23 protein-coding genes are annotated in these 25658 nt (G+C 66.3%); 4 read left to right on the forward strand and 19 right to left on the reverse strand.

Annotated features, from left to right (window positions below; all coding sequences use genetic code 11):
* Positions 1 to 26: 26 nt before the first annotated feature.
* From H977_RS0129225 to mqo, 3 genes are read right to left on the reverse strand one after another with little or no spacing between them, the layout of a single operon-like run.
* Complete coding sequence (locus H977_RS0129225) at positions 27 to 1904, reverse strand: magnesium chelatase subunit D family protein (protein WP_029111176.1); 1878 nt, start codon at positions 1902 to 1904, stop codon at positions 27 to 29.
* Positions 1904 to 2377: a GNAT family N-acetyltransferase gene (locus tag H977_RS0129230; protein ID WP_029111177.1), complete on the reverse strand. Its 474-nt coding sequence runs from the start codon at positions 2375 to 2377 to the stop codon at positions 1904 to 1906. Before H977_RS0129230 ends, H977_RS0129225 begins: the two co-directional genes overlap by 1 nt.
* Before the next feature lie 13 nt (positions 2378 to 2390).
* Positions 2391 to 3830, reverse strand: a complete 1440-nt coding sequence (gene mqo / locus H977_RS0129235; RefSeq protein WP_502691238.1) for a malate dehydrogenase (quinone) — start codon at positions 3828 to 3830, stop codon at positions 2391 to 2393.
* A gap of 388 nt (positions 3831 to 4218) precedes the next feature.
* Between mqo and H977_RS0129240 the strand changes: the two genes are divergently transcribed.
* A complete protein-coding gene (locus H977_RS0129240) occupies positions 4219 to 5247 on the forward strand; it encodes an alpha/beta hydrolase (RefSeq protein ID WP_029111179.1) in 1029 nt (342 codons plus the stop codon).
* A 9-nt stretch (positions 5248 to 5256) separates the two neighbouring features.
* Complete coding sequence (gene mtr / locus H977_RS0129245) at positions 5257 to 6642, forward strand: mycothione reductase (RefSeq protein ID WP_029111180.1); 1386 nt, start codon at positions 5257 to 5259, stop codon at positions 6640 to 6642.
* 30 nt (positions 6643 to 6672) lie between these two features.
* On the opposite strand, the gene H977_RS0129250 is transcribed toward mtr, so the two are convergent.
* The 5 genes from H977_RS0129250 to H977_RS0129270 are packed head-to-tail and all read right to left on the reverse strand — an operon-like array spanning position 6673 to position 11360.
* Positions 6673 to 7947: an amidohydrolase family protein gene (locus H977_RS0129250; protein WP_231396089.1), complete on the reverse strand. Its 1275-nt coding sequence runs from the start codon at positions 7945 to 7947 to the stop codon at positions 6673 to 6675.
* Complete coding sequence (locus H977_RS0129255) at positions 7944 to 8588, reverse strand: GntR family transcriptional regulator (protein WP_029111182.1); 645 nt, start codon at positions 8586 to 8588, stop codon at positions 7944 to 7946. Before H977_RS0129255 ends, H977_RS0129250 begins: the two co-directional genes overlap by 4 nt.
* Positions 8585 to 9646: an isopenicillin N synthase family dioxygenase gene (locus tag H977_RS0129260; protein ID WP_081681902.1), complete on the reverse strand. Its 1062-nt coding sequence runs from the start codon at positions 9644 to 9646 to the stop codon at positions 8585 to 8587. Before H977_RS0129260 ends, H977_RS0129255 begins: the two co-directional genes overlap by 4 nt.
* Positions 9647 to 9693: 47 nt before the next feature.
* Positions 9694 to 10581, reverse strand: coding sequence for an ABC transporter permease (locus tag H977_RS34195; RefSeq protein ID WP_231396090.1), 888 nt, complete (start codon positions 10579 to 10581; stop codon positions 9694 to 9696).
* Complete coding sequence (locus H977_RS0129270) at positions 10578 to 11360, reverse strand: ABC transporter ATP-binding protein (RefSeq protein WP_029111184.1); 783 nt, start codon at positions 11358 to 11360, stop codon at positions 10578 to 10580. The genes H977_RS34195 and H977_RS0129270 overlap by 4 nt, the downstream gene beginning before the upstream one ends.
* A 364-nt stretch (positions 11361 to 11724) precedes the next feature.
* On the opposite strand from H977_RS0129270, the gene H977_RS0129275 reads away from it, so the two are divergent.
* Positions 11725 to 12849 (forward strand): nitrate ABC transporter substrate-binding protein, encoded by a 1125-nt coding sequence (locus H977_RS0129275; RefSeq protein WP_231396112.1) that lies wholly within the window; start codon positions 11725 to 11727, stop codon positions 12847 to 12849.
* Positions 12850 to 12877: 28 nt separating this feature from the next.
* Positions 12878 to 13846, forward strand: a complete 969-nt coding sequence (locus tag H977_RS0129280; RefSeq protein WP_029111186.1) for an isopenicillin N synthase family dioxygenase — start codon at positions 12878 to 12880, stop codon at positions 13844 to 13846.
* Position 13847: 1 nt separating this feature from the next.
* Here the strand turns inward: H977_RS0129280 and H977_RS0129285 are convergent, their stop codons facing one another.
* The 11 genes from H977_RS0129285 to H977_RS0129335 all read right to left on the reverse strand — a co-directional run bounded on the left by H977_RS0129285 (position 13848) and on the right by H977_RS0129335 (position 25645).
* Positions 13848 to 15203, reverse strand: coding sequence for an 8-oxoguanine deaminase (locus H977_RS0129285; RefSeq protein WP_029111187.1), 1356 nt, complete (start codon positions 15201 to 15203; stop codon positions 13848 to 13850).
* Between the two features lie 3 nt (positions 15204 to 15206).
* Positions 15207 to 16109: a factor-independent urate hydroxylase gene (gene pucL, locus H977_RS0129290; RefSeq protein ID WP_029111188.1), complete on the reverse strand. Its 903-nt coding sequence runs from the start codon at positions 16107 to 16109 to the stop codon at positions 15207 to 15209.
* 4 nt (positions 16110 to 16113) lie between these two features.
* Positions 16114 to 16446, reverse strand: coding sequence for a hydroxyisourate hydrolase (gene uraH / locus H977_RS0129295; RefSeq protein WP_029111189.1), 333 nt, complete (start codon positions 16444 to 16446; stop codon positions 16114 to 16116).
* The gene (uraD, locus tag H977_RS0129300; protein ID WP_029111190.1) at positions 16446 to 16958 is read right to left on the reverse strand and encodes a 2-oxo-4-hydroxy-4-carboxy-5-ureidoimidazoline decarboxylase; all 513 of its coding nucleotides are present in this window, start codon (positions 16956 to 16958) and stop codon (positions 16446 to 16448) included. Before uraD ends, uraH begins: the two co-directional genes overlap by 1 nt.
* Positions 16958 to 18886, reverse strand: a complete 1929-nt coding sequence (locus tag H977_RS0129305) for a solute carrier family 23 protein (protein WP_029111191.1) — start codon at positions 18884 to 18886, stop codon at positions 16958 to 16960. Before H977_RS0129305 ends, uraD begins: the two co-directional genes overlap by 1 nt.
* A gap of 56 nt (positions 18887 to 18942) precedes the next feature.
* Positions 18943 to 21630 (reverse strand): molybdopterin-dependent oxidoreductase, encoded by a 2688-nt coding sequence (locus H977_RS0129310; RefSeq protein WP_029111192.1) that lies wholly within the window; start codon positions 21628 to 21630, stop codon positions 18943 to 18945.
* On the reverse strand, positions 21627 to 22460 hold the full coding sequence (locus H977_RS0129315; RefSeq protein WP_029111193.1) for an FAD binding domain-containing protein: 834 nt from the start codon (positions 22458 to 22460) through the stop codon (positions 21627 to 21629). Before H977_RS0129315 ends, H977_RS0129310 begins: the two co-directional genes overlap by 4 nt.
* Positions 22461 to 22596: 136 nt before the next feature.
* A complete protein-coding gene (gene nicT, locus H977_RS0129320; protein ID WP_029111194.1) occupies positions 22597 to 23697 on the reverse strand; it encodes a Nickel transporter NicT in 1101 nt (366 codons plus the stop codon).
* 56 nt (positions 23698 to 23753) lie between these two features.
* Entirely contained in the window at positions 23754 to 24083 is a 330-nt protein-coding gene (locus H977_RS0129325) for an ArsR/SmtB family transcription factor (RefSeq protein WP_029111195.1), read from the reverse strand.
* A 9-nt stretch (positions 24084 to 24092) separates the two neighbouring features.
* The gene (locus tag H977_RS0129330; RefSeq protein ID WP_029111196.1) at positions 24093 to 24854 is read right to left on the reverse strand and encodes a FadR/GntR family transcriptional regulator; all 762 of its coding nucleotides are present in this window, start codon (positions 24852 to 24854) and stop codon (positions 24093 to 24095) included.
* A 17-nt stretch (positions 24855 to 24871) separates the two neighbouring features.
* Entirely contained in the window at positions 24872 to 25645 is a 774-nt protein-coding gene (locus H977_RS0129335; RefSeq protein ID WP_029111197.1) for a 3-oxoacyl-ACP reductase, read from the reverse strand.
* Positions 25646 to 25658: the final 13 nt, after the last annotated feature.

Below are 25658 nucleotides of genomic sequence, written 5' to 3' on the forward strand. Positions count from 1 at the left end.
CTTCCTGCGCGGATTCTGCGGGCCGGTCAAGCGGCGGTCTGGTGCTGGACCAGCCGGGTCAGCTCGGCCGCGCGCAGCTGCTCGAGCCGTACCGCCGGCGCCCCCAGCTGTTCGGCCAGTTGTCCGGCCAATCCCAGTCGCACAAACGATGTTTCGCAGTCGACCACCACGGCGGCGGCACCCTCGGCCACCAACGCGGCCGCGGCCTGCCTGGTGCGGCCCAGCGGATCCGGGCCACCGGTGGCGCGGCCGTCGGTCAGGACCACCACCAGGCTGCGCCGGGCGCGGTCGCGGGCCTTCTCGCGGATGACGAGATCGCGGGCCGCCATCAGGCCCTGGGCCAACGGGGTCTTGCCCCCGGTGTCGAACCGAGCCAGCCGCCGGCCGGCGATGTGCACCGACGTGGTGGGCGGAAGCAGCACCTGGGCGTCCTGCCTGCGGAACGTGATCACCGCGACCTTGTCCCGGCGCTGGTAAGCATCGCGCAGCAGCGACAGCGTCGCACCGGTGACGGCCGACATCCGGTCGCGGGCCGCCATGGAGCCAGAGGCGTCGACGACGAAGATCACCAGATTGCCTTCGCGGCCTTCACGAACCGCACGCCGGATGTCCTCGGGCCGGGGCCGGGGAAGACCCGCACCCTGTTGGCGACCGACGGTGGCGAGCAGCGTGGCGAACATGTGCAGTCCGTACCCGCTGCCGGGTTCGGCGGTCGCCGCGATCGGCGTGCCGGTGCGGTTGCGGGCCCGTGAACGACGCCCTGGGGCGCCCTCCCCGACACCGGGTACCACCAGCGCCCTGGTCCGGAACACCGCGGCAGGCGGGGCACTGGGACGCGTAGCGGATTGCTTCGAATTGCCCTGCGGGGCCTGGCTTTCCGAATTCGCTTCGGCCCCGCCACCGGGTGGGTCGAAATCGGGATCGAAGTCTGGATCGGGCTCGGATCCCGTCTCCGGCTCAGACTGCGCCGCGGACTCCCCCGCCTGCTGCATGGCCTCTTCGAGACGCTCGGGGTCCAGCCCCGGATCGTCGAACGGATCACGGCGCCGCCGGTGCGGCAGTGCCAGTTCGGCCGCCACCCGGATGTCGTCTTCGGCGACCGTGGTGACGCCGCGCCAGGCCGCATGAGCGACAGCGGTGCGTGCGACCACCAGATCGGCCCGCATCCCGTCGACGTCGAATGCCGCGCACAGGGCGGCGATCCGGCGCAATTCGATGTCGGGCAGTACCACCGAGCCGATCGCTGCCCGGGCCGCGGTGATACGGCCGGCCAGCTCGGCGTCGGCGGCCGCATGGCGATCGACGAACGCCTGCGGGTCGGCCTCGTAGGCCATGCGGGCCCGGATCACCTCGACGCGTACGTCGACATCGCGGGAGGCAGCCACGTCCACCGTCAGCCCGAATCGGTCGAGCAGCTGCGGACGCAATTCGCCTTCCTCGGGGTTCATGGTGCCGATCAGGACGAACCGGGACTCGTGCGAGTGCGAAATCCCCTCGCGCTCAACATGCACCCGGCCCATGGCGGCCGCATCGAGCAGTACGTCGACCAGATGGTCGTGCAACAGGTTGACCTCGTCGACGTAGAGCACACCACCGTGGGCGCGGGCCAGCAGACCCGGAGAGAAGGCGTGTTCGCCGTCTCGGAGCACCTTCTGCAGGTCCAGTGAACCGACCACCCGGTCCTCGGTCGCCCCGATCGGCAGTTCGACCAAGCGGGCATCGTCGTCGACCGCGGTCAGCACCGCGGCCAAGCCGCGTACCGCCGTCGATTTCGCCGTCCCCTTCTCACCGCGGATCAGCACGCCGCCGATCTCCGGGTGGACCGCGCACAGCAGCAAGGCCAGCCGCAGCCGGTCCTGCCCCACCAGTGCGCTGAAGGGGTAGGTATAGGTCTCCGCCGTCATCAGACTCGCTCTCGCGTCACATCGACTCCAGGGCGCACCATCGGCACATGCGGGATCCCGTCATCAAGGAATTCGTCGCCGTCGCGCACGAATCCGTGCCGGCCGTACATATCGATCAGGTAGGTCTGGGCATTGATGTGACACGGGTAGTCGCCGACCTCGGCCAGCGCGGCCTGCATGAGCCGGGTGGTGTGTCCGCTCCCCCGGGCGCTGCGTTTGGTACACACCCTGCCGATCCGGAACGCCTTCTCACCGCCGGGGTGCTCCTCCATCAGCCGCAACGTCGAAATGACTTCCCCATCGGGGCTTTCCAACCAGAAGTGGCGGGTCTCGGCGAGCAGGTCGCGGCCGTCGAGCTCCGGATATGGAGTCGCCTGCTCGACCACGAACACCTCGACACGCAGCTTGAGCAGCTCGTAAAGCGTTGGTACGTCGAGGTCTTTGGCCCAGCTGCGGCGTAGTGCGACCGTCATGCGCCCGCCCCGGTCACGCAGTCACAGGGGCGTCCAGTAGGAGCGCCTTACTACCCCACGCCCAGACCTCCTCGAACAAGCCCGGCTCGTCGGACAACTTGGTGCCCAGCGACGGCACCATCTCCTTCAGCTTGGGCAGCCAGCTCTGGTACCGATCGGTGAAGCAGCGCTCCAGCACGTCGAGCATGGCGGGCACCGCGGTGGACGCGCCGGGCGAGGCGCCCAACAGGCCGGCAATGCTGCCGTCGGCCGCCGTGAGCACGGTGGTACCGAACTCGAGCACACCACCGGCGCCCTTGCGGCGGATCACCTGCACACGCTGGCCGGCGATGTCCAGCTCCCAATCGGAATCGACTGCGCTGGGCGCGAATTCGCGCAACGTGTCGACCCGCGCGGCTTCACTGAGCAGCAGCTGGCCGACCAGGTAGTTGACCAGGCCCATCTCGGTGACGCCGACGCCGAGCATGGACATGATGTTGTTGGGCTTGACCGACAACGGCAGGTCGGTGAACTTGCCCTGCTTGAGGAACTTCGGTGTCCAGCCCGCGAACGGACCGAACAGCAGCCAGGATTTGCCGTTGATCACGCGGGTGTCCAGGTGCGGCACCGACATCGGCGGGGCGCCCAACGGCGGGAGCCCGTACACCTTGGCCTGGTGGCCTGCCGTCAGCGCCTGGTTGTTGGTCCGCAGGAATGCGCCGCCCACCGGGAATCCGCCGAAGCCCTTGGCCTCCGGGATGCCGGACTTCTGCAGCAACGGCAGCGCACCGCCACCGGCCCCGACGAACACGAACTTGGCGTTGAACTTGCGCTTGAGTCCGGTCCGCCGGTTGGTCACCTTGAGCGTCCAGGTGCCGTCCGATTCCTTGCGCAGGTTGCGTACCTCGTGGCCGAACAGTGTCTCCATACCGCGCTGCGCGGTGAAGCCGATCAACTGGCGAGAGAGCGCGCCGAAGTCGACGTCAGTGCCGTTTTGCGACCAGTTCAGCCCGACCGGATCGGAGAAGTCCCGCTTGGCCGCCATGAACGGCAGGCGGCGGGCGAATTCGTCCTTGTCGTCGATGAATTCCATGGAGGCGAACAGCGGATTGCCGACGAGCGCCTGGTGGCGACGCTTGAGGTAGTCGACGTTGGCGGCGCCGTGCACGAAACTGACGTGCGGGATCGGGTTGAGGAAGCCGCGCACGTCGGGCAGCACGCCGTTCTCGGCCGCGTAGGCCCAAAACTGGCGCGACACCTGGAACTGCTCGTTGACGTTGATGGCCTTGGCGGTGTCGATCGTGCCATCGGACAGCTCGGGGGTGTAGTTCAGCTCACACAGCGCCGAGTGACCGGTGCCCGCGTTGTTCCACGGGTCACTGCTCTCGGCCGCGGCACCGTCGAGCCGCTCGATCATGGTGATGGACCAGTCTGGCTCCAGCAGCCGGATCAGGGCGCCCAGGGTGGCGCTCATGATGCCGGCGCCAACCAGCACGACGTCTGTCTTCACGGTCGTACCCACGTTTGCCTCAGACACCCTGATCGCTCGTCCTTCGTATCGCGCTGCCCGTCGACGTCGACGGCTTGCTGTTATGCCCAGGTTATCGCGCGACGAATCGCAGTTGGCCGGGCATGGTAGTGCTGTCCGTCACCCGCAACCCGTCGACGAGGTGCCCCGGGGGGCATCTGTATCGATTCCCCCGGATTGCCCCCGCCAAACGGAGACAGTGTCCACATCTTTCGGGTGCGCGCCTCGACGGAAAAAGTCGGCCTCTGGGCGGTGCGCCGTGGCCATGACGGGGACCGCCGAATTCCAGCACTCGTTGCGGCTCTGAGTTTCGGCGCGCGGCTAGGGTGGAGCCGTGACGTCACGGGAGCCCGCATGGGAGCCGGATGTATTGCCGGGGTACTGGCAGCAGACCATTGACGCAGGGCCCGATCCCGACGGCGAGGGCAACCTGGTCGCCACTCTGGTGCGCCGCGGTGCCGACGGCGAAGGGGCGCCTCAGGCCCACGCCGTGCTGGCTTTGCACGGCTACACGGATTACTTCTTCCACACCGAGCTCGCGGATCGCTTCGCCGACCGCGGGTTCGCGTTCTACGCGCTGGATCTACCCAAGTGCGGACGCTCCCGCCACGAGGGACAGACCCCGCATTTCACCACCGATCTGGCGCGCTACGACACCGAACTGGAGCGTGCCCTGGCCGCCATCGCCGCCGACACCGGCAACGCCAGGGTGTGTCTGTACGGGCATTCGGCGGGCGGGCTGATTCTCACCTTGTTCGCCGACCGATTGCGCCGCAGCGGAAGGCTGGCCGCCCACCACGTCGGCGGGTTGGTCCTCAACAGCCCCTTCTTCGATCTGCACGGGCCGGCCGTCCTGCGCACCGCACCCACGTCGGCCGCTCTGATCGCCCTGTCCCGGCTGCGCAAGCTGTCGGTGATCCGTAAACCCACCGAAGGCGGCTACGGCACCACGCTGCACCGCGACTACGACGGCGAGTTCGACTACAACCTCGATTGGAAACCGTTGGGCGGCTTCCCCATCACCCTCGGCTGGATCAACGCCATCCGTCGCGGGCAGGCGCGGCTGCATCGAGGGCTGGACGTCGGCGTACCGAATCTGATCCTGCGTTCGGACCGCAGTGTCACCGAATCGTCCGATCCGGCAGCGATGCAGCGCGGCGATGCCGTGCTCGACGTCCGTCAGATCGCGCGATGGTCCGGTTGCGTGGGTAACCACACCACGGTGGCCCCGATCACCGATGCCAAGCACGACGTCTTCCTGTCGACGGCCGACGCCCGGGCGGCGGCCTACCGCGAGCTCGACCGCTGGCTCGATTTCTACCTGAGCCTGCAAAGCCTGCCGAGCACAACACCTTCCGGATAGGGAGCGCACATGGAGCATTACGACCTGACGATCATCGGCACGGGCTCGGGCAACAGCATTCTCGACGAGCGCTACGCCGGCAAGAAGGTGGCGATCTGCGAGCAGGGCACGTTCGGCGGCACCTGCCTGAACGTCGGCTGCATACCCACCAAGATGTTCGTCTACGCCGCCGATGTCGCGAGCACGGTGACCGACGCCGCCCGGTACGGCGTCGATTCCCACGTCGACAAGGTGCGCTGGCCCGATATCGTCTCGCGGGTGTTCGGTCGCATCGACCCGATCGCAGCCGGCGGGGCAGACTACCGCCGCAACGACCCGCACATCACGGTCTACGCCAGCCACACCCGGTTCGGCCCGAAGACCGCTGACGGGCGCTACACGCTGCGCACCGAGGCGGGCGACGAATTCAGCAGCGATCAGGTGGTCATCGCGGCCGGATCCCGCGCCTACGTCCCGCCGGCCATCGTGGACTGCGGTGTCACGTACTACACCAGCGACGACATCATGCGGATCCCCGAACTGCCCGAACACCTGGTGATCGTCGGCGGCGGGTTCGTCGCTGCCGAATTCGCCCATGTGTTCTCGGCATTGGGCGTGCGGGTGACCATCGTGGTGCGTGGTGACTGCGTTCTCAGTCATTGCGACGAGACGATCTGCCACCGGTTCAGCGTGCTGGCCGCCGAGAAGTGGGATCTGCGGACGCACGAGAACGTGATCGGCTCGCACCACGACGGCGACCGCATCGTGCTGGAACTCGACGACGGCAAGACAATTCCCGCCGACATGCTGCTGGTGGCCACCGGCCGCGTTCCCAACGGTGATCTGCTCGACGCCGAACTGGCCGGGGTGGAGGTCGACGAGGACGGCCTGGTCATCGTCGACGGCTACCAACGCACTACGGCGCGTGGCATTTTCGCACTCGGTGACGTGTCCTCGGAGTATCAGCTCAAACATGTGGCCAACCACGAATCACGCGTGGTCAAGGAGAACCTGCTGCACGACTGGGATGCCACCGAGACGATGGTGCGCAGCGATCACCGGTTCGTGCCCTCGGCGGTGTTCACCGAACCGCAGATCGCCATGGTCGGACTGACCGAGGCACAGGCCCGCGACGAGGGTTACGACTACGTCACCAAGGTGCAGGCCTACGGCGACACCGCATACGGCTGGGCGATGGAGGACACCACCGGCATCGCCAAACTGATCGCCGACCGTGACACCGGCAAGATCCTGGGCGCACACATCATGGGCTATCAGGCATCCTCGATCATCCAGCCGCTGATCCAGGCGATGAGCTTCGGGCAGACCGCCGAGGAGATCGCCCGGGGCCAGTACTGGATTCACCCGGCACTGCCCGAGGTGATCGAGAACGCGCTGCTGGGTCTGACGGACTGAGGAACTGGCACCGGTCTCCGGCCCTGGCGGTCACCGGTTTCTCTCGACCTGCGCCGTCCATGTCGTGGTTTCGCTGACCGAGACGACTGCACCGTGATGGATCACCAACCGATCCGCGGGCGCGTTGGCGAGGACGTCGAGCAAGCTCACACCACGCACTGCCAACAGTTCGGCCCGGGCCCCGACCCGGGGCCCGGCCGGTGGCAGTCCCATTACCCGACGCGCCTCGTCGGTGACCATCTCGACGGCGACATCGGGAGGGACGTGGCCCGCGATGACGGTCAGTGCCGCGGTCTCCAGCGCATCGCTGCGGCCAAGCGGGTTAAACGGATCACGGACGTTGTCGGCTCCGGCAGCGACGGGAATGCCTGCGCGGCGCAGTGGCTCGATTGCGGTGATCCCGCGCGGCGTGGCCACCTGATGGTCACGACCCTGCAGGTAGAGGTTCGTGATCGGGTTGGTCACCACTCCCAGCCCGGCGTCCGCGATCTGTGGAACGAGCTCATCGAGTTCGCTTCGGGGTAGCGTGCCCAGACGGGTGCAATGACTGGCCGTACGGATGCGATTCTTCGGCCAGCTGCGCACTCGTGCCGCGTAGTCGGCAATAGTGTGGTGATCGCCGACCAGGAATTCGTCGGTGTGCAAATCCGTACCGACGCAACGCTCCTCGGCGACGTCGAGAAGCCGGTTGAGCTCTGCCACCGGGTCGGCAGTGCTGTGCGGTGAGCCGCCGACCAGGTCAGCGCCGGCATCGAGTGCACCATGCAACAACTCGACGGCCGAATAGTCCTTGATCAGAGCGACGATCTCGATGTCGATCAGGTCACGAAGCTGCTCACGCACCGCCGCCACCGCCCGGATGCCACGCAGGGGATCACCGCTGGGCAGCACATCTACATGAGTGCGTACCGCTGTGGTTCCGTTGCGCACCAAGGCGAGCGCGGCGCTGGCCGCCCGTTCCCGAAACGAGTCCTCGTCGAATCGCGCCGAGCCCTCCTTCCACGCCGCGATGGCACCCGGCAGATCGCCCAGTGCCGGACGCAGCACATCCCAGGACAGCGCCTTGTCGAGATGAGCGTGCGGTTCGGCGGCCGCAGTGATCAATACATATCCGCGTAGATTCAGCGTCCCATCAGCAGGCGGGCCGGGCTCGGCAGCGGGTCTCACGCTCGTCACGACAACGTGATCGCCTTCGGGTCCCAGCTCGACGTCGACGAGGGAACCGTCAGCCAGCCGCGCACCGGCGATTTTTGAAATCTTCTGCGGCAGCTGATGTTTCACCATCGAGTCGATCACCGCCGTCATGACCGGCGGGTACGTACGTAGAGACCGGCGACGTGCGCGCAAGCAGCGGCCCGCGCCGCGTCGGCGTCCCCCGCTTCGATGGCGGACACGATGCGGTCATGTTCATGCACTGCCAGTTGGCGATTCAGCTCGCTGCTCCACATGTCGGACCGGAAAAGGTGAGCCTGACCGTCGAGGCGCTTCAACGCGTCACACAGGGCGCGGTTTCGCGACGTCTCCCGGATCAGGGTGTGGAACTGCAGGTCCAGCGCGGCGTCGCGGTGCTGATCGGCGGGTTCGTCGAGGAGATCCCGCTGCACCCGCAGCATCTTACGCAGCTGTTCCACCGTGGCATGGGTGGCCAGCAGGGTGGCGCCGTGTGCCGCGAGGCCGTCGAGGACCTCACGAACATCGAACACCGCCCTGACCGCGTCGGCATCCAGTGCCGCCACCCGCGCTCCGGCGTTGCGGGTGTGGTCGGCCAACCCCTCGTAGATCAGCTGCTGCACCGCCTCCCGTACCGGTGTGCGGCTGACGTTGAGCCGGGCCGCCAGCGCCGGGACACTCAGCGGACTGCCCGGTGCCAGGGCACCGCTGAAGATCATCTCCTGCAGCGCGTCGTGCACGGAGTCATTGAGCAGCGCCCGTTCACTCGTGGTCACGCGCTCCCCTTGGCCGCCGAGACTCGCGCTGCCTCACGCAAATCGCCGCGCGGTGCCACCCCGGCGCGCAGGCCCGCGACCTTCATCGCGATATGGTCCGCGATGGTGATCGGCTCGTAGCCGGGCACACCGTCGGCGAGAGCGCCGGGCAGAGGTTCGACCACGGCATCGTGGTTGCCGTCGAAGAAGAACGCTGCCGAACGACGCCGCTGAATGCGGCCGTTGCGTATCGGCGGGTCTACCCGGTGGACCGTCGACATCCAGCGGTCATTGGTCCACCGCGCCATCGCGTCACCCAGATTGATCAACAACGCGCCGTCCGCTGGCGCGACGTCATGCCACACTCCGTCGCGTCCCAGAACCTGCAGACCCGGAACCTGGTCGGCCCACAGCACGGTGAGGATGCCGAAGTCAGAATGGGCACCCATCCCGGTGAGCTCACCGCTGATCTCGATGTCGCCCTCGGGCAGCGCGAAGTTGTTCATCTTCAGCACCTCGATGGAATGGTCGGTCATCGAGTCGAAGTAACCAGGTACCAAGCCGAGTGCGTCGGTGAATGCCCGCAGCATGATTCGGGCCAAGTGTTGCGCCGCGGTGAAGTACCGTTCGACACCTGCCCGAAAGTCCGGCGCTCCGATGGGCCAGTTGTTGTGAGCGTAGCCGTTTTCCGGCAATCCCAGCTCCGGGAACCAGGACGCCTCGGTACCCACCGTGAAGGCCTCGTAGTAGTCCTTCATCTCATTCGCATTCGCTATTCCCAGGCTCATGCTCAGCGATTCGCTCTTGGGTGGGGAGTAGCCGCGATTCGCCGCCGGCTCACGGCGATACTGGGACTTGTCCGCCAGCGGAAGCGCGAAGAACTCGTCGAGCGCTGCGGCAAGCCCATCCAGCACATGCCCGTCGATACCGTGGCCGACGATCTGCATGAATCCGGGTTCACAGCAGGCAGCGTCGAGATCGCGCGCCACCCGGGCGCAGTCGACGTCGGATCGTGCGTCACCGCCGCGCACATACGGCGCGACATCGATAACCGGAACATTGAACACCGGTGTGCTCATCTACGAATTCTCCCTTCGGTATTGCCGGATGCTGTTCGCGCAAGCGCTCATCGGTTCCGCCGCCCGGACTCATGCCAACTCCCGACCGCCGCCAGCGTGACGACGCGCATGGCGCCGAAGACGAGCACGCCGAACAGCGATGCGAGCACGATCGCGGCAATGAGGTCATCGGACTGCAGCCGGCCGCGATAAACGTCGAGCAAAGTGCCGATGCCCGCCTGGCCCTTGGCGAAGAACATGTCACCGATGATCGCTCCGACCACGACGAGCCCGGCGGCCGTGGTGATGCCCGTCAGAATGGACGGAAGGGCCGATCGCAGCTCAAGTTTGACCAGTCTGTCCCATCGCGATGCGCCCGACAGCGTGAACAGTTCCTGCATTCCGCGGTCCACCGAACGGAGGCCGAAATGTGTGTTGGTGATGATCGGGAACACCGCGATCAACACACATACCAGTGTGCGAGCTGCCATGCCGTAGCCGAACCACAGCCCGATCAGCGGCACGATGGCCAGGATCGGAATCACCTGGATCACAACCGCGTACGGATAGACGGTGCGTTCGATCCATCGTGCTTGGCTCATCAGCACTCCGGTGCCGACACCGACCACCACCGCGACCAGGAAGCCGACCAGTGTCACCTGTGCCGTCACCGACAGCGCAGCGAGCATCGGGCGCAGATGGTTCCAATCCATCAGTGAGTTGCGCAGCACGTCAGCCGGCGGTGGCAGCAGAAACCGTCGTTGTGGTGGCAGCACCCAATAACTGACCGCCGACCACAAACCCAGAGCGATCCCCAACGACAGCAGCGGGTATCCCACCACGCCCGCAAAATGGCCGGCGCGCGCGCTCTTGCGTCTGACTGTTGTTGTCGCCGAGGTCTGTCCGTGTACTCCGCGCCGCGGCACCGCCCCAACTGTCATACCCGCCGTGGTCATGACATGCACCCGTGCAGGGTCGCCGAAACCTCTGCGACGTAGTCGGTGAACCTGGCATCGAAACGAAGATCCGGAGTGCGCGGGTAGCGGAAATCCACATCCGCGATGCGGGCGATGCGGCCGGGCCGAGGCGTCATCACCACCACGCGATTGGCCAGGTACACCGCTTCTGACACCGAGTGAGTGACCAACACAGCGGTGAAGCCGCGTTCGGTATAGAGCCGCTGCAACTCGACTTGCATGTCCAATCGTGTCATCTCATCGAGTGCGCCGAACGGCTCGTCGAGCAGCATCACTTCCGGAGAGAGCGTGAGAGCGCGCGCCAACGATGCCCGCATCTTCATGCCACCGGACAGGGCATTCGGCAGCTGATCGGCGAACTGCGCCAACCCCACTGCGGAAATCGCTTCGGCCGCACGCTGTTTGGTCTGAGCCTTGCTCATGTCGCCGAGTTCGGCGCACAACTCGACGTTTGCCCGCACCGTACGCCAGGGCAACAGCGTCGGCTCCTGGAAGATGAAACCCACCGAGTCGGTGTCCAGGACGACCGAACCGGACGTCGGCGGTTCGAGACCGGCCGCCATCCGCAAGAGCGTCGACTTACCGCAACCCGACGGTCCGACCACTGCGACGAAATCACCCTTCTCGACCCCGAGGTCGACGTGTTCGACCGCCACCGTGCCGTTCGCGAAGGACTTGACGACCTCGTCGAACACGATGCGGGGGTTCTCAGTCAGCCGGCGCGGATTCCCATCGCGCATGCGATCGGCCAGGTCCATCGGCACTCCCAAACGTCTCGGTGCATGTAACAGGGGTTGGCTGTCGCGATTCAGCATCGATTACATGTATGACGTGGTGATTGCCCTCGGTTACAGGAACGTAAGCAACTCCGCCAAACTACCTCGATTCCAGGTCATTTCGATTCCGATTCGGCGATCTGGAGACAGGTAACAGGAACGTAATCGACGAGACGACTGCATGTAATCACGGCCAGTGAACCTGGCCGGCACATCGTCGCTACATCCCAGACCACTCAACCAGTCAGCAAGGAGAACCGTGCAGTTCCCCCATCTCTCGCAGTCCCCCGGGTCCTCAATCTCATTGCTTCGCAGTCTCTGCACGGCCGCCGTCGCCGCCACCGCTCTGGTCCTGTCGGGCTGTGCGTACGGATCACCAGAAGCCGACCAGGCCACATCGCTCGACCCCGCGCCCGAGAACCAGAGCCTGGCCGACGTGTGCCCCCACGACGTCGGAATTCAACTGCAGTGGCAGCCGCAGTCCGATATGGGTGCCCTCTTCGCGATGCTCGGATCCGGGTATCACGTTGACACGTCTGCGAAATCGGTCACCGGTCCGCTGGTCGCAGGCGGCAAAGACACCGGCGTGAAACTCACGTTGAAGTCGGGTGGCCCCGCGATAGGCTTCCAGTCGGTCACCTCACAGCTCTACGTGGACGACTCATCGATGCTCGGCGTCGTGCACGGCGATCAACTGGTCGCGGCGGCCGCCAAACAGCCGATGGTTGGCGTGACGCCTCTGTTGAAGTACAGCCCGGCAATTCTCATGTGGGATCCGAACAGCCATCCGGATTGGCGGACAGTCACCGACATCGGCAAGTCCGACGCCACGGTCGTGGTGTCGAAGGACCAGATTTTTCCACAGTGGATGGTCGGTAAAGGCCTGCTGAAGGCCGACCAGATCGACACCAATTACGACGGCGCACCGTCGCGGTTCGTCGGCGACCCGCAGATCGCGCAGCAGGGCTTCGCCAACTCCGAGCCCTTCACCTATCAACACGACACCCCGGCGTGGAACAAACCGGTGTCCTACGGCCTGATAAAGGATGCGGGTTACGACATCTACGCATCCAACATGGTGGTGCGGGCGGACAAGGTGGACCAGCTGGCACCATGTCTGGAGAAGCTGGTACCGATCATCCAGCGGGCTGGTGTCGACTATGCCGCCTCCCCCGAACGAGTCAACGACACGATCGTCGACATCGTCGAGCAGGACAGTACATACTCGCCGTACACGAAGGCCGAGGCCGACTACAGCGCCACATTGCTCTCCCAGAAGGGCCTGTTCGCCAACGAGGATCACGGTTCACTGGCCGGCACATTCGGGGTCTATGACGAGACTCGGACCCAGCGCAATCTCGACGACCTTCGTACGGTGCTGGCAGAGACCGGCAATCGGGTGCCGCCGGCCACGACGAACGAGCAACTCTTCACCAACCGATTCGTCGACCCATCCATCAAGATCTCCTGACCCTGCCGATCGATTCGAAAGAGAAAGCATGACCTACGATCTGACCGAACTGAACCGCGAACGCCGGATGGGCCACGTGGGCACCGAACGCGACCGCGAGATACGCCGCATCTCACTGGCCGGACTGGGCTCACGCCGGGCCCAGGTTGCCGACGAGCTCTGGTCGGCCGCAACCGATATCGGCTTCTTCCAGATTGTCGACCACGGCATCGACATCGATGCAGTGCGGCGCGTGTTCGATGCGGCGGAGGCCTTCTTCGCGCTCCCGGCGGAGGTCAAGTCGCGCCGGCCCAAGCGGTTCAACTCAGGCTGGGAGAGCCTGACTCAGATCCGGCCCTCGGTCGGCACCCCCGACCAGAAGGAGTCCTATCAGATCACCCTCTCGGACATGGACGGGCTGTGGCCGACCGAGGACGAGTTGGCCGGATTTCGGTCGACCATGCTGGATTTCGAGCATCGGTGCTGGACGGTGGCGATGGATCTGCTGTCGTTGTTCGCCGACAAGCTCGGTTTCGACCGCGACTTCTTCACCCGGGCACACGACCCTGCGTCCGCTACCTACCAGAGCACTCTGCGGTTATTGCACTACTTCCCACTACCCGCCGACGCCGACCTGACCGGAATGTGGCGAGCCGGAGCACATACCGACTTCGACTGCCTCACCTTGCTGTTCCAGCGCAACGGGCAGGGCGGATTGCAGGTCTGCCCGGGCAAGGAGCAAGAAGCGCAGCAATGGACGTCGATCGAGCCCTCCGACGAGGCGATCACATGCAACATCGGCGACATGCTGATGCGTTGGAGCGACGACCTGTTGCCATCGAACTTTCATCGGGTGCGAAGCCCGAGGCCCGATGAGCACCGGGGGGCGCGTTACAGCATCGCCTTCTTCGCGCAAGCCAACAGCGAAACCACGATCTCAGGACCGCGCCGCAAGTATCCGGATATAAGCGCGAAAGAGTATCTGCAGCAACGTATCTCTGCGAATTTCGCGGGCTGACTCACCCGGCTCGCCCGCGCAACACCCGGGCAGCATGCCGGGCCTCGCGTGCCAGGACGGTGACGTCGGCGGTCTGCAACTGACCGTCGACGACCACCGGCTCACCTCCCACCAGCAAAAGACGCACCGGTGCGGCAGGCCCGAACACCAACGCGCACACCGGGTCATCGATGTCGGCGTGGCCGAGCCCGTCGAGCTGCCACAGCGCGATATCGGCCACCTTGCCGACCTCCAGGGACCCCAGCTCTTGAGCGCGCCCCAGGCAACGGGCTCCACCCATGGTGGCCATCTGCAGCACCTGGCGCGCGGTCAGGGCGCGGGGCCCGCGCCGAAACCTCGCCGCCAGCATCGCCTCCCGCAGTTCGGTGGCCAGCCCACCGTTCTCGTTCGACGCGACACCGTCGACACCCAGACCGACCGGAACCCCTGCGGTCAGCAGTTCGGGGATCGCCGCGATACCCGAGCCCAGCCGCCCGTTGGAACTCGGGCAGTGCGCCACTCCCGTCGACGTGGCGGCGAGCTTGCCGATGTCACCGGCGTCCAAGTGGACGCAGTGCGCCAGCCACACGTCGTCACCCAGCCACCCGAGCGAGTCGACGTAGTCGACCGGCCGCATGCCGAAGTGCTGCCGGCAGTAGTCGTCCTCGTCGGCGGTCTCCGCCAGGTGGGTGTGCAGCCGTACCCCGAGCTCACGGGCAAGCAGGGCGGACTGCCGCATCAACTCCGCGGTCACCGAGAACGGTGAGCACGGCGCCAATGCGATCCGCAACATCGAACCGAAACCGGGATCGTGATATCTGCTGACCGCATCCTGACAGGACGCGAGAATTGTGTCGATGTCCTCTACCACGTGATCGGGTGGCAGACCGCCCGACGACGCACCGAGGTCCATAGAGCCCCGAGTGGGGTGAAACCGGAGGCCGACGCGCTGTGCCGCAGCTATTTCCGCGCCCAGCATGTCTCCCCCGCCCCGCGGGAAGACGTAGTGATGGTCCATCGTCGTCGTGCAGCCGGTCAGCGCCAGCATGCCCAGCGCCGCACTGGCGGCGGCGAACTCGAGTTCGGCGTCCAGCCGGCCCCACACAGGGTATAGCTCGGTCAGCCACTCGAACAGCGTGCCGTCCTGGGCATAGCCGCGGGTGATCCACTGGTAGAGGTGGTGATGGGTGTTGACCAGACCCGGCGTTGCGAGGCACCCCGCTGCGTCGACGGTTTCGGCACCAGGAAGGTCGGGCGCCGCACCCTCGCCGACCGCCGTGATGATCCCGTTCTCGACGACGATATGGCCGTCTCGATACTCGCGGTCGGCGGCATCGACCGTCGCGATAGCGGCTCCCTCGACAACCAGCGCCGGCATCCGTCAGCCCAACCAGCCCTGCTGCAGGTCCCATGCGGATCCGGCAGGCGGCGCGTCGTCGCGGGTGACGGTGGCCTGGATCAGTCCGTAGGGACGGTCGTCGGCGTTGAACACCTCGTTGTTGTTCTCCAGGCCGAACGGCGCCAGGTCGTAGACGAAATGGTGCTTGTTGGGCGCCGACAGCCGGACCTCGGTGAGCACCGGATAGTGCTCGAGCACGGCTTTGCCCATCTCGTAGAGCGTCTGCTGTAAAGCCCGCGAATGCACCACGGCGAATCGCTTCACCAACAGTGCCTTGACGCCCGCGTACACCTCGTTCCACGGGATTCCCGTGGTGGCGGTAAACCGCCACTGCGCCACCAACGAGGTGGCCATCACCCGGTCGTGCGTGGGTTCGAGCAGCGTGTACTCGTCGCTGAGGAAGCCGGCGAACTCCGAGCCCGTGGACTTCAGCAGCACCAGATCCTTCAATCCACCGATCACCCACTCGCCCGCGCCGTCCACGGTGACGGCGGCGGTGCGCACCTCCTGCCCGCTGCGCACCCAAGTGTGGTCGTGCTCTGCACCATCGACAACCGCACGCTCCCAGGCGTATTCGTCGATCTCGATGCGCGCCGCCTGTACCGGGACAACGTCGGCGACGAAGTGCCGGGCCAACGCCAGTCCGTACTCCTCGATCGCGGTCAGTCCCTTTTCTTTGGCGTACGCGTAGGCGGTTTGTTTCTGGGTGTCGGTGGGAAGCACGGCCGACTGGTCACCGATGAGATGGGCGTCGCTGAAATCGCCTCGTAAACAGGTAGATACGTTGACATCGCGAATCTCGTGACGCGGAGAATCGCGGTAGATTCGCACCACCCGGTTCTCAGCCTTGCCGTACTGGTGTTTGCCCAGAATGATGTCGGACACGTCTTCAACTCCCTCGGTACGTCGAATAGGCGTATGGCGACAGCAGCAAGGGCACGTGGTATCTGGCTGTGGTGTCGCCGGTTTCGGTTACCTCGAAGGCGATGACGACCTCGGGGTAGAACGCGGTGAGCCCCTTCTCCGCGAAATACCCCGCCGTGTCGAAACGCAGTCTGTAGACCCCTGCCATCTCGCCGGCGAAGAGCTCGCCGACCCTCCCGTCGGCGTCGGTGTTCGCATCAGCGAGCACGACACCGGCGGCATCGGCCAGCGACACCGGCAACCCAGCGGCCGGACGCCCGCTGACCGCGTCCAGCACATGCGTGCTGACGTGCGTCATCACTCCTCCTCACGTTCGGCCAGCAATCGCTGCAACCGCAATCTGTTTATCTTCGCGAGTTCGTTGCGCATCACCCGCCGCTCGGTCTCCGGATCGTTGTCCAGCCGCTCGGTGAGAATGTCCAGCAGCTCACCGGCCGATCGTCCGCTGGCGCACACCAGATACACGTAACCGAACCTGTCTTCGTAAGCATGGTTTTTCGCGGCGAGTTCGGCACGCACATCATCACCGGCAGTCGTCATGCCGGCCTGCTCTCGTGCCGACGATGCGTTATCCACTCGTCCGCCGATGCGCGGATGGCCGTCCAGGGCCGCGTCGATCTCGGTGTCGGGCAACTCGGCGAGGACCCGGTCGGCACGGTCCAGCACTGCCTCGGTGTCGCGGAACGGCCCACCCGCCAGTACCCGGCGGGCCCAGATCGGCGACGAGCACACCTCGAACAGCATGTGCATGCGCTGCCGTTCAGACAGCCGGTTGAACTCCGCCAGTCCGAATGCGGTGGGATTGGGCATTACGTCAGCTCGCGCAGCCGCCCAAACCGAGCGGAGGCAATCGGATTGGCATCGGCCACCAGATCTTCGAACCGGTGGTTGGCAATCTTGGCGATCTCGATCAGTGCGAACGCCGTCTCGGCTGGGGGCGAATTGTCGATGCGCGACCAACCGTTCTGCAGCACCCGGTCGAAATGTTCGGTCTCGCGGGCGCAGATCACCAGCGGAAAGCCGAAATGCTCGCGGTAGGCGGTGGCCAGCTGGACGACATCGTTGTGGTCGTCGTCGTCGAGGCTCGACAGCGCGACATGGTCGACGGCCAGCACATGTCCCCCGTCGTCCTCGGCACCGAGATCCGGAAACGCCCGGATGAGTTCGAGCTGCTGTTCGGACGAACCGGTGAGCAGGGCGTCCTGGAACGCCTCACGCAACGCCCGCACGTCGACGAAGGGGCGCTGCTCGAAAGCCCGCTCGACGGCCCACGGAACGTTTTGCACCACACCGCCGAACGCCTCGGTGAAGCGCTGCTTGTCCATTGCGTTCACTTCGTCCAAGGTAATCGTTCCGCCGCCGGCCACCCGTGGACTCTGCCCGCCCGGCAGGAACGGCATATGGAAGAACACCACGTTGAGCACGATCGCGGCGACAGCGCCGATACTGATGCCGCTGCCGAAAAGTAGGTCGACTCCTACCGGAAGGGCCTGTGCCACTTGAGGATAGGCGGTCACCCAGAACGCAAGCGCCAAGCTTGTGGCCACGATGATCAGGTTGCGGTGGTCGGTGAAGTCGACCTTGCCCAGAGTCTGGATGCCCACCACGGCCACGGTGGCGAACAGCGTCAGCGCCGCACCGCCGAGTACCGGCTGCGGAATCGAGGACACCACCGCGGCAACCTTGGGCAGGAAGCCGAGCAGGATCATGATGACGCCCGCCGCCGCGACCACCCAGCGACTCTTCACCCCGGTGAGCCGGACCAGCCCGACATTCTCCGAGAAGGCCGTGTAGGGAAACGAGTTGAAGATGCCGCCGATCGTGGTGGCCACCCCGTCGGCACGCAGCGCATTGCCGATGTCGGAGGCCTTGATGCGCTTGCCCACGATCTCACCGGTGGCGTAGGCACTGCCGGTGGACTCCACCGCGGTGATGAGCAGCACGATGATCATGGTCAGACACGCCACCAGGTCGAACTTGGGAAGCCCGAACAGGAACGGCTCGGTGAAGCCGACGACCGGAGCGGCGCCGACTTTGTCAAAATTCATGTCGCCCAACGCAAATGCCACCGCGCAGCCGACAACCAGGCCGAGCAGTACCGCGATGGTGGCCAGGAAACCGCGCAGCAGCCGTTGGATGGCCGCGATGACCACGATGGTGCCGAGTGCGTACAGCAGCCAGCGCAGGTTCGCCGGATCGTGCTGACCGGTGTGCGGGTTGGTGACGGCGTCCCCGGCACCCACCGGGACCAGACACAACCCGATGATGGTGATCAGCGTGCCGGTGACCACCGGCGGGAAGAACCGCAACAACTTCACGAAGATCGGGGCGATCACGATCGTGAAGACGCCCGCCACGATGACAGCACCATAGACGTAGAGCAAGCTGGCCGGACCGCCGCCGTGCGCGAGGCTGATCGCGATGATCGGCGCCACTCCGGTGAATGTGACGCCCTGCAACAGCGGCAGCCGGATGCCGATCTTCCAGATCCCGACCGCCTGGATGATCGAGGCGATCCCGCAGGTGAACAAATCCGCGGTGATCAGCTTGACCAGGTCATCGTTGGGCAGGCCGATGGCGCTGGCGATCAGAATCGGCACCAGCACCGCGCCCGCATAGAAAGCCACGACATGCTGGAAGCCGTAGGTGACCAGTGCGGGCAGCGGCAGCACCTGGTCCACGGGGTGCTGCCGTTTGGCGTCCTTGCCGAGCTTTTCCGACGTCACGGCGACTGTCATCGGTTCAGGATCCTGCAGAGACGGATAGTTCGCACGTCGAGCCGAGCGGGCGGCCGTCAGCCACGAAGTCCCCGCCAGATCCGGGCCGGGGTCATCGGCAGCCGGCGCAGACGCGCACCGCACGCTCGGGCGACGGCATTGGCCAGCGCAGGCGCCACCGGGTTGTACGGGGATTCGCCCATCGACTTGGCGCCCAGGGGGCCGAGCGTGTCGAAAGTGACGGCGAAGTGGACCTCGGTGACCGGTACGTCGGCCAGCTGCGGGATGTGGTAATCGCGCAGCGTCTGGGTGATGACCGTGCCGTCTGAGCCGATCTGTATCTCCTCGTACAACGCGGAGCCGATGGCCTGCGCGACACCGCCTTCCACCTGACCCCGGCATTGTTCGGGGTTGAGCACCACGCCGGCGTCGGCCGCCTGTACCGACTGCAGGATCCGCAGCTCGCCGGTTTCGGTGTTGACCGCGACTCGAACGCCGTGCACGTTGAACGCCAGCGAACGGGGCGTCCCGCCGTGGCGGCCGCGCCCGGTCAGGGGCGCCGGCAGCTCCGCGAACGGCACCAGGCGGCCCGCACCACAGTCCACACCGTGCGGATCGAGCGTGCAGGACTCCGGTGGCACGCCGGCGCTCTGCGCGGCCGCGGCAACTATCGCCGACCGCAGCTCACGACAGGCCGACAGCACGGCCTGACCGGCCACCACGGTCCCCGCCGAACCGAACGCACCTGTGTCGTGATCGACTGCGTCGGTATCGGATTGGCGCAACCGGATCCGGTCGGCGGAGGTGTTCAGCTCAGTGGCGGCCAACTGGGTGTGCACGGTGGAGGTCCCGTTACCGAATTCCGCGGTGCCCACCGACAGCGTGTAACCGCCGTCGGTGTCGACGGTGACCGATGCCTCGGCTCGGTGGCCGCGAGGCGGGATGGTGGCAATCATCGCGACGGCCATGCCCTCGCCGACGGCCCAGCCGTCCGGAGCCGGCACACCGTTGCCCTTGGCCAACGCGTCCTGCACGGCGTCGAGGCATTGATCGAGACCGTAACTGCCGAACGTCAGATCCTCGGCCGGCTCGGCATCGACCAGCGCGTTCCCCGGCACCACGACATTGCGGCGGCGAAGGTCGAACGGACCTATCGCGAGCCGCTGGGCCAGCTCGTCCAGCGCAGACTCGACGGCGAAGGTGACCTGTCCCAGGCCGTATCCGCGAAACGCACCCGAGGGCAGGTTGTTCGTGTAGACCGCTTGCGCGTCCACGTGTTTGTTCGCGCAGCGATACAGCGATATCGACTCACCACAGCCGTGGAACAGCACACCCGGGCTGTGATTGCCGTAGGCGCCGGCATCCGTCAGCACGTCGATCGCCAATGCGGTCAGCACCCCGTCGGCACCGGCGGCGGCGGTCACATCGACCCGGAACGGGTGCCGGCAGGGCGCCCTGGTGAACTCGTCGGAGCGGCTGAATTCGTATCGCACCGGGCGGCGCAGACGAAGCACCGCCAGTGCCACCAGATCTTCGGTGAGCAATTCCTGCTTGGCGCCGAAGCCACCGCCCACTCGGGCCGCGAAGACCTGCACCGCGTCCCGCTCCAGGCCGAACACGTGACAGAGTTCGTCGCGCACCAGGAACGGCACCTGTGAACTGGTGCGAAGCACCAGTCGCCCGGTGTCGTCCATCCAGCCGGTGGAGCCGTGCATCTCCAGATGTGCGTGCTGGACGCGCTGCGTGGCGTAGCGCGCGGTCACCACCGCGCCGCCGGCGGCGTGGGCGGCCGCCAGCCCGGAGTCGATGTCACCTGTGCCGCCGTGACGTTCGGCGACGATGTTGCGCGACGGGTCTGCGATACGGGCCCGCGGCCCTTTGTCGGCGTGCAGCAGCGGCGCTCCGGGCGATCGCGCCTCGTCGGGATCGAACACCGCCGGCAGTTCCTCGTACTCGACAGTGATCGCCCGGCAGGCCTTTTCGGCCGCCCCCAGGCTGTCTGCGACCACGGCGGCCACGCGCTGCCCGACAAACCGCACCGTGTTGTCGAGCACGTAGGTGTCGTCGGGGTCGTCGTCGCGATTTTCGTGGCGGGCGGTGGAGAACGCCACGGCCGGGCTGTCCCGGTGGGTCAGGACCAGCCGTACACCGGGTAGCGCTTCGGCGGCCGTCGTGTCGATCGATGTGATGCGGGCGTGCGCCAGCGGACTGGACAACACCGCCAGATGCAGTAGTCCCGGTGGCGTGCTGTCCATCGTGAACTGCTCGGTCCCGGTGACGATCCGCAGGCTCGCCGGCGCCCCGATCGAACATCGGGCACCGCCTGACTTCTCGATGTTGACGCTGCCGGCGACAGCATCGGTGATGGCCCGGTAGCCGGTGCACCGGCACAGGTTTCCTTTGAGGTGGCGCGGCAGATCGTCGAGTTGGCCGGCCGTCAGCGTCGATGCCGTCGTGATCATGCCTGCCGTGCAGTACCCGCACTGAAACCCGGCCGCCTCGAGGAACCGGCGCTGCACTGGGTGCAGATCCTCGGGGGTGCCCAGGCCCGCCACGGTGGTCACCTGCCGCCCCTCCGCCCGGAAGGCCGGGATCACGCACGAATGCACCGGCGCCCCGTCGAGCAGCACCGAACAGGCACCGCAGTCCCCCGCGTCGCATCCGGTTTTGACCTCCACGTGCCCGTGTTCGCGCAGAAAGGACCGGAGGCACTGCCCCGGACTCGGGTCGGCGCGCAGTTCTGCCCCGTTGACGGTGACGTTCATGCGAGCTCCGCACGAATCTGCTCGGCCAGCACGAGGGTGACCGCTGCGCGCCATTCCGGATCGCCGTGCGGGTCGTGCAACCAATCGCCACCAGCGATCGACGCGTGCGCGGTCCGCAGCGTGTCGTGGTCAGGCACCGCCGGGAAGGAGAACACGTACGGCCGCACCGTCGCCGCCGTCACCGAGAGCACAAACCCGCCGCCGTCGGTTGCCCGGTCCCGGCGACCGATCACCACGGCACTGGAGCGACCCAGCGGCGACGGCGCCAGCCTGCGGAAGGCGGTGGTGGCCCGCAGCGCGGCGGCGGGCAGGTGCACCGAGCGCAGCACGTCGTCCTGGGCCAGTGCGTTGACACCCGCGCCAGTGACGAATTCGGCTACCGGCAGCCGATACTCGCTGCCGTCGGCCCGCCACACGGTGGCATGTCCGTCGAGCGTGGCAGCGAGCGAGATCATCGCACCGGCCGGTAGCGACAGGCAGATGTTGCCGCCGACGGTGGCGGTGCGCCAGATCTTGTGAGATGCCAGCAGAGCAGTACAACACTGGTGTAGCAACGGTGCAGCAGTCCACTCCGGACGAAACCCCGGAAGCCGCCCCGACAGTTCGGACAGCTCGGCGAGCGTGCAGGTGGCGGACAGCTCGAAGCCGTTGTCGCTCAGGGTGACCGGGGGCCAGCCCAGGCTGGTCAGGTCGACGAGGCGGCGCAGCCGCCATTGCGGTTGGCTGAACAGCCAAGTCCCGCCGGCGAGGACCGCGTCGCCGCGACCCAGCGGCCACAGCTCAGAGCGTTGGGTCGGCCTGCTGACCGCCTCGACGGAGTGGAGGTCCATCAAGTGAAACTAGATCGGCACCTCGCCTGCCGCATCCGGAAGCGCTCCATCACGCCGCCTTCGGATCCCGCCCTCGACCGCCGCTCCGATCACACACCGAAGGACCAGGCGGAGCCAACAGGGAATGCTGTGCGCACTAGGCCCGCGCGGCCCAGCGCTCCTCGATCCGGCCGAATCGCCAGATCCCCAGGGCCACAAGCCAGCTCAATACGAAGAGCCCGACAATCGCGAATCCGACGAACTCCAGGTCGGCCGAACCGATGAATGCCAGCGGACCCGTCGTGATGCCGAGACGCTCGACCAGCAGACCGGCCAGAACGATGACGCCGATCACCAGCGCCACGATGACCGACAACACGGTGACCGTCAGGTTGTAATAGACCTTGCGCACCGGCTGCAGGAACGCCCAGCCGTAGGCCCGCGACATGAAGATTCCGTCTAGGCTGTCGAACAGACTCATCCCGGCCGCGAAGAGCACCGGCAGTACAAGGATGGCGTACCAGGGCAACGTGAATGCGGCCGCACCCGCCGCCAGCACCAGCAGCGCCACCTGGGTGGCGGTGTCGAAGCCCAGGCCCATCAGAAAACCGACCGGGTACAGGTGCCACGGTTTGCTCACCCGTCGCATGACCCTGCCGAGCAGACGGGCCAGGAATCCTCGCTGTTGAAGTTGGCGTTCGAGTTCGGCCTCGTCGAACTGCCCGCTGCGCATGGCGCGGAAGATCTTGGCGATGCCGACGGCGGCGAACAGGTTCGTCAGGCCGATGAGAATGAGGAACGTCCCGGCCACCAACGACCCGATCAATCCCAGGGTCTGCAACATCGGCGAATCCTCGTTCTGCACCGGCCCGGCCAGCGCATGGACTCCGAACGCCAACAACAGGGCCAGACCGAACACCACACTGGAATGGCCCAGCGAGAACCAGAATCCCGCCGAGAGCGATCGTGTGCCCTCACCGACGAACTTCCTGGTGGTGTTGTCGATGACGGCGATGTGGTCGGCATCGAAAGCGTGCCGCACACCCAGCAAATAGGCGGTGACACCGAGCCCGACTCCGAACACTCCGGCCGATCCCAGCGTGATGTGTTGCGGCGCAACCCCGAAAATCAGTACACCCCAGCCGAATACGTGCAGCAATAACACCACCGCGGTGACCATCGCGATCGAAGCCCAATCTGCGCGGTCGAATGGCTGCGGCTTGCTCGTGGTCAGCTCGGGAGCCGCGCCAATGGTCATTTGTCGAGCCTAAGACGGCACCGGATATCTGTCCAGATGAACAGATGAACACGGTTTCAGCCGTGCCGTGCCCCGATCCAGTGCAGCAGGTCGTGCACGGTCTCGTCCGCCAGCCGGTAGTTCACGGTGCGGCCGGCCCGGCTGGAGGTGACCCAGCCCTGGTCCCGAAGTACCCGCAACGCCTGGGACACCGCGTTCTCCGATCGACCCAGGGCCGTGGCCAGATCGCCGACACAGATACCGGGCGCCCGGTGCAGACCGAGCAGGATCGCAAGCCGGTGCGGGTCGGACAGCAGGTCGAAGCGCTGCGCCCACCCTGAGGTGTCGACGTCGGCCAGGGCCGAGGACGCGCGCTCGACCTGGACCTCGTTCCCGGGCTGGTCCACCGTTCGAATCTAGTCCAGGAAGCCGTGCAGCAGGGCCGACGATCCGCCGACATGGGCCAGCATGGCCGCCGCGGCCCGCTCGCTGTCACCGGCCAGGATCGCCATGACGATCGCCTCGTGCTGCTCGTCGGAGTGGGCGATGTTGCGGGACAACAGCGGGATCTGGTCCAGCAGGGCGTTGAGCCTCATCCGGTTCTCGGCCACCAGCGGCACCAGCGACGGGGACCCCGCCGCCTCGGCGATGGCCAGGTGCAGACGTGAGTCCAGCCGGCGGTAGTCGTCGGGTTCGGCAGCGCGGACATCGGCCAGCCTCGACCACAACCCATCCCGCTCGAGCGCGCTCAAGGTCCGTCCGGCCGCCATGCGGGCCGCCCCGACTTCCAGGATCTCGCGCAACCGCAACGCATCGTCGATCTCCGCGCGGGTCGGGCGCGGCCCGTCGGCGGTGTGCCGGGGCAACTCGGCGGCCAGGAACGTGCCCCCGTAGCGCCCCCGCTTGGACACCAGGTAGCCGGCGTCGGCCAGCGACTTGATGGCATCGCGAACCGTGTCGCGGCTGACGCCGAGGCGTGCGGCGAGTTCACGCTCGGGCGGCAACGACTCCCCCGGACCGAGCACCCCGAGCCGAATGGTCTCCAACAGCCGGCCGACGGTGTCCTCGAAGGCGTTGCCGAGCCGGACCGGGCGCAGAAGTGCACCCGCGGCCGCTTCCGCGGCGAGCCGCGAATCAGCTGACGCGGCGAGCTGCTGTGGATCCGGTTCGGCTGTCATGGTGAGTTACCAGGGTGTCACAGCGGCGTCACGTACGCGGAGCTGATGCCGCCGTCGACCAGGAATGTCGAGCCGGTGATGAACGATGCGTCGTCACTGGCCAGGAACGCCACCGCGGCGGCCAGTTCCTCGGGCTCGGCGAAGCGCCCCAGCGGTATGTGCACCAGGCGGCGCGCGGCCCGCTCCGGATCCTTGGCGAAAAGCTCCTGCAGCAGCGGGGTGTTCACCGGTCCCGGGCACAGGGCGTTGACGCGGATCCCCTGCCGCGCGTACTGCACGCCGAGCTCGCGCGACATCGCCAGGACGCCACCCTTGGAGGCGGTGTAGGAGATCTGGGAGGTGGCCGAACCCATCACGGCCACGAACGACGCGGTGTTGATGATCGAGCCCTTGCCGGCCGGAACCATGTGCCGCAGCGCCGCCCGGCAGGACAGGTACACCGATTTCAGATTGATGTCCTGCACCCGCTGCCAGGCCGGCAATTCGGTGTTCTCGATCAGGTCGTCCTCTGGCGGGGAGATACCGGCATTGTTGAATGCGATGTCGACCGAGCCGAATGTGGTTGCGGCAGTGTCGAAGAGGTTGTCCACTGCGGCCTCGTCTGCGACATCGACCTCGACGAACAATCCGCCGAGATCGTCGGCCGCGGCTTTTCCGGTGGTGGGGTCGATGTCACCCACCACGATCGTGGCCCCTTCGGCCCGCAGCCGCTTGCCGGTGGCCAGGCCGATACCGCTGGCGCCGCCGGTGATGACGGCGACCTTGCCGGCCAGGCGTTGGGTCAGATCCATCTGTTGCTCCTCT

The sequence above is a fragment of the Mycobacterium sp. URHD0025 genome (assembly GCF_000426065.1).
GTDB lineage: Bacteria > Actinomycetota > Actinomycetes > Mycobacteriales > Mycobacteriaceae > Mycobacterium.

What these genes read in the sequence shown, in the direction of transcription:
- H977_RS0129330 (WP_029111196.1), bottom strand. Translation starts at nt 24,854, where the DNA reads ATGACAGCCGAACCGGATCCACAGCAGCTCGCCGCGTCAGCTGATTCG.
- H977_RS0129225 (WP_029111176.1), bottom strand. Translation starts at nt 1,904, where the DNA reads ATGACGGCGGAGACCTATACCTACCCCTTCAGCGCACTGGTGGGGCAG.
- H977_RS0129335 (WP_029111197.1), bottom strand. Translation starts at nt 25,645, where the DNA reads ATGGATCTGACCCAACGCCTGGCCGGCAAGGTCGCCGTCATCACCGGC.
- mtr (WP_029111180.1), top strand. Translation starts at nt 5,257, where the DNA reads ATGGAGCATTACGACCTGACGATCATCGGCACGGGCTCGGGCAACAGC.
- H977_RS0129305 (WP_029111191.1), bottom strand. Translation starts at nt 18,886, where the DNA reads ATGACAGTCGCCGTGACGTCGGAAAAGCTCGGCAAGGACGCCAAACGG.
- H977_RS0129230 (WP_029111177.1), bottom strand. Translation starts at nt 2,377, where the DNA reads ATGACGGTCGCACTACGCCGCAGCTGGGCCAAAGACCTCGACGTACCA.
- nicT (WP_029111194.1), bottom strand. Translation starts at nt 23,697, where the DNA reads ATGACCATTGGCGCGGCTCCCGAGCTGACCACGAGCAAGCCGCAGCCA.
- H977_RS0129270 (WP_029111184.1), bottom strand. Translation starts at nt 11,360, where the DNA reads ATGGACCTGGCCGATCGCATGCGCGATGGGAATCCGCGCCGGCTGACT.
- H977_RS0129315 (WP_029111193.1), bottom strand. Translation starts at nt 22,460, where the DNA reads ATGGACCTCCACTCCGTCGAGGCGGTCAGCAGGCCGACCCAACGCTCT.
- H977_RS0129310 (WP_029111192.1), bottom strand. Translation starts at nt 21,630, where the DNA reads ATGAACGTCACCGTCAACGGGGCAGAACTGCGCGCCGACCCGAGTCCG.
- H977_RS0129285 (WP_029111187.1), bottom strand. Translation starts at nt 15,203, where the DNA reads ATGCCGGCGCTGGTTGTCGAGGGAGCCGCTATCGCGACGGTCGATGCC.
- mqo (WP_502691238.1), bottom strand. Translation starts at nt 3,830, where the DNA reads ATGAGCGCCACCCTGGGCGCCCTGATCCGGCTGCTGGAGCCAGACTGG.
- uraD (WP_029111190.1), bottom strand. Translation starts at nt 16,958, where the DNA reads ATGCCCAATCCCACCGCATTCGGACTGGCGGAGTTCAACCGGCTGTCT.
- H977_RS34195 (WP_231396090.1), bottom strand. Translation starts at nt 10,581, where the DNA reads ATGACCACGGCGGGTATGACAGTTGGGGCGGTGCCGCGGCGCGGAGTA.
- H977_RS0129260 (WP_081681902.1), bottom strand. Translation starts at nt 9,646, where the DNA reads ATGAGCACACCGGTGTTCAATGTTCCGGTTATCGATGTCGCGCCGTAT.
- H977_RS0129280 (WP_029111186.1), top strand. Translation starts at nt 12,878, where the DNA reads ATGACCTACGATCTGACCGAACTGAACCGCGAACGCCGGATGGGCCAC.
- H977_RS0129250 (WP_231396089.1), bottom strand. Translation starts at nt 7,947, where the DNA reads ATGACGGCGGTGATCGACTCGATGGTGAAACATCAGCTGCCGCAGAAG.
- uraH (WP_029111189.1), bottom strand. Translation starts at nt 16,446, where the DNA reads ATGACGCACGTCAGCACGCATGTGCTGGACGCGGTCAGCGGGCGTCCG.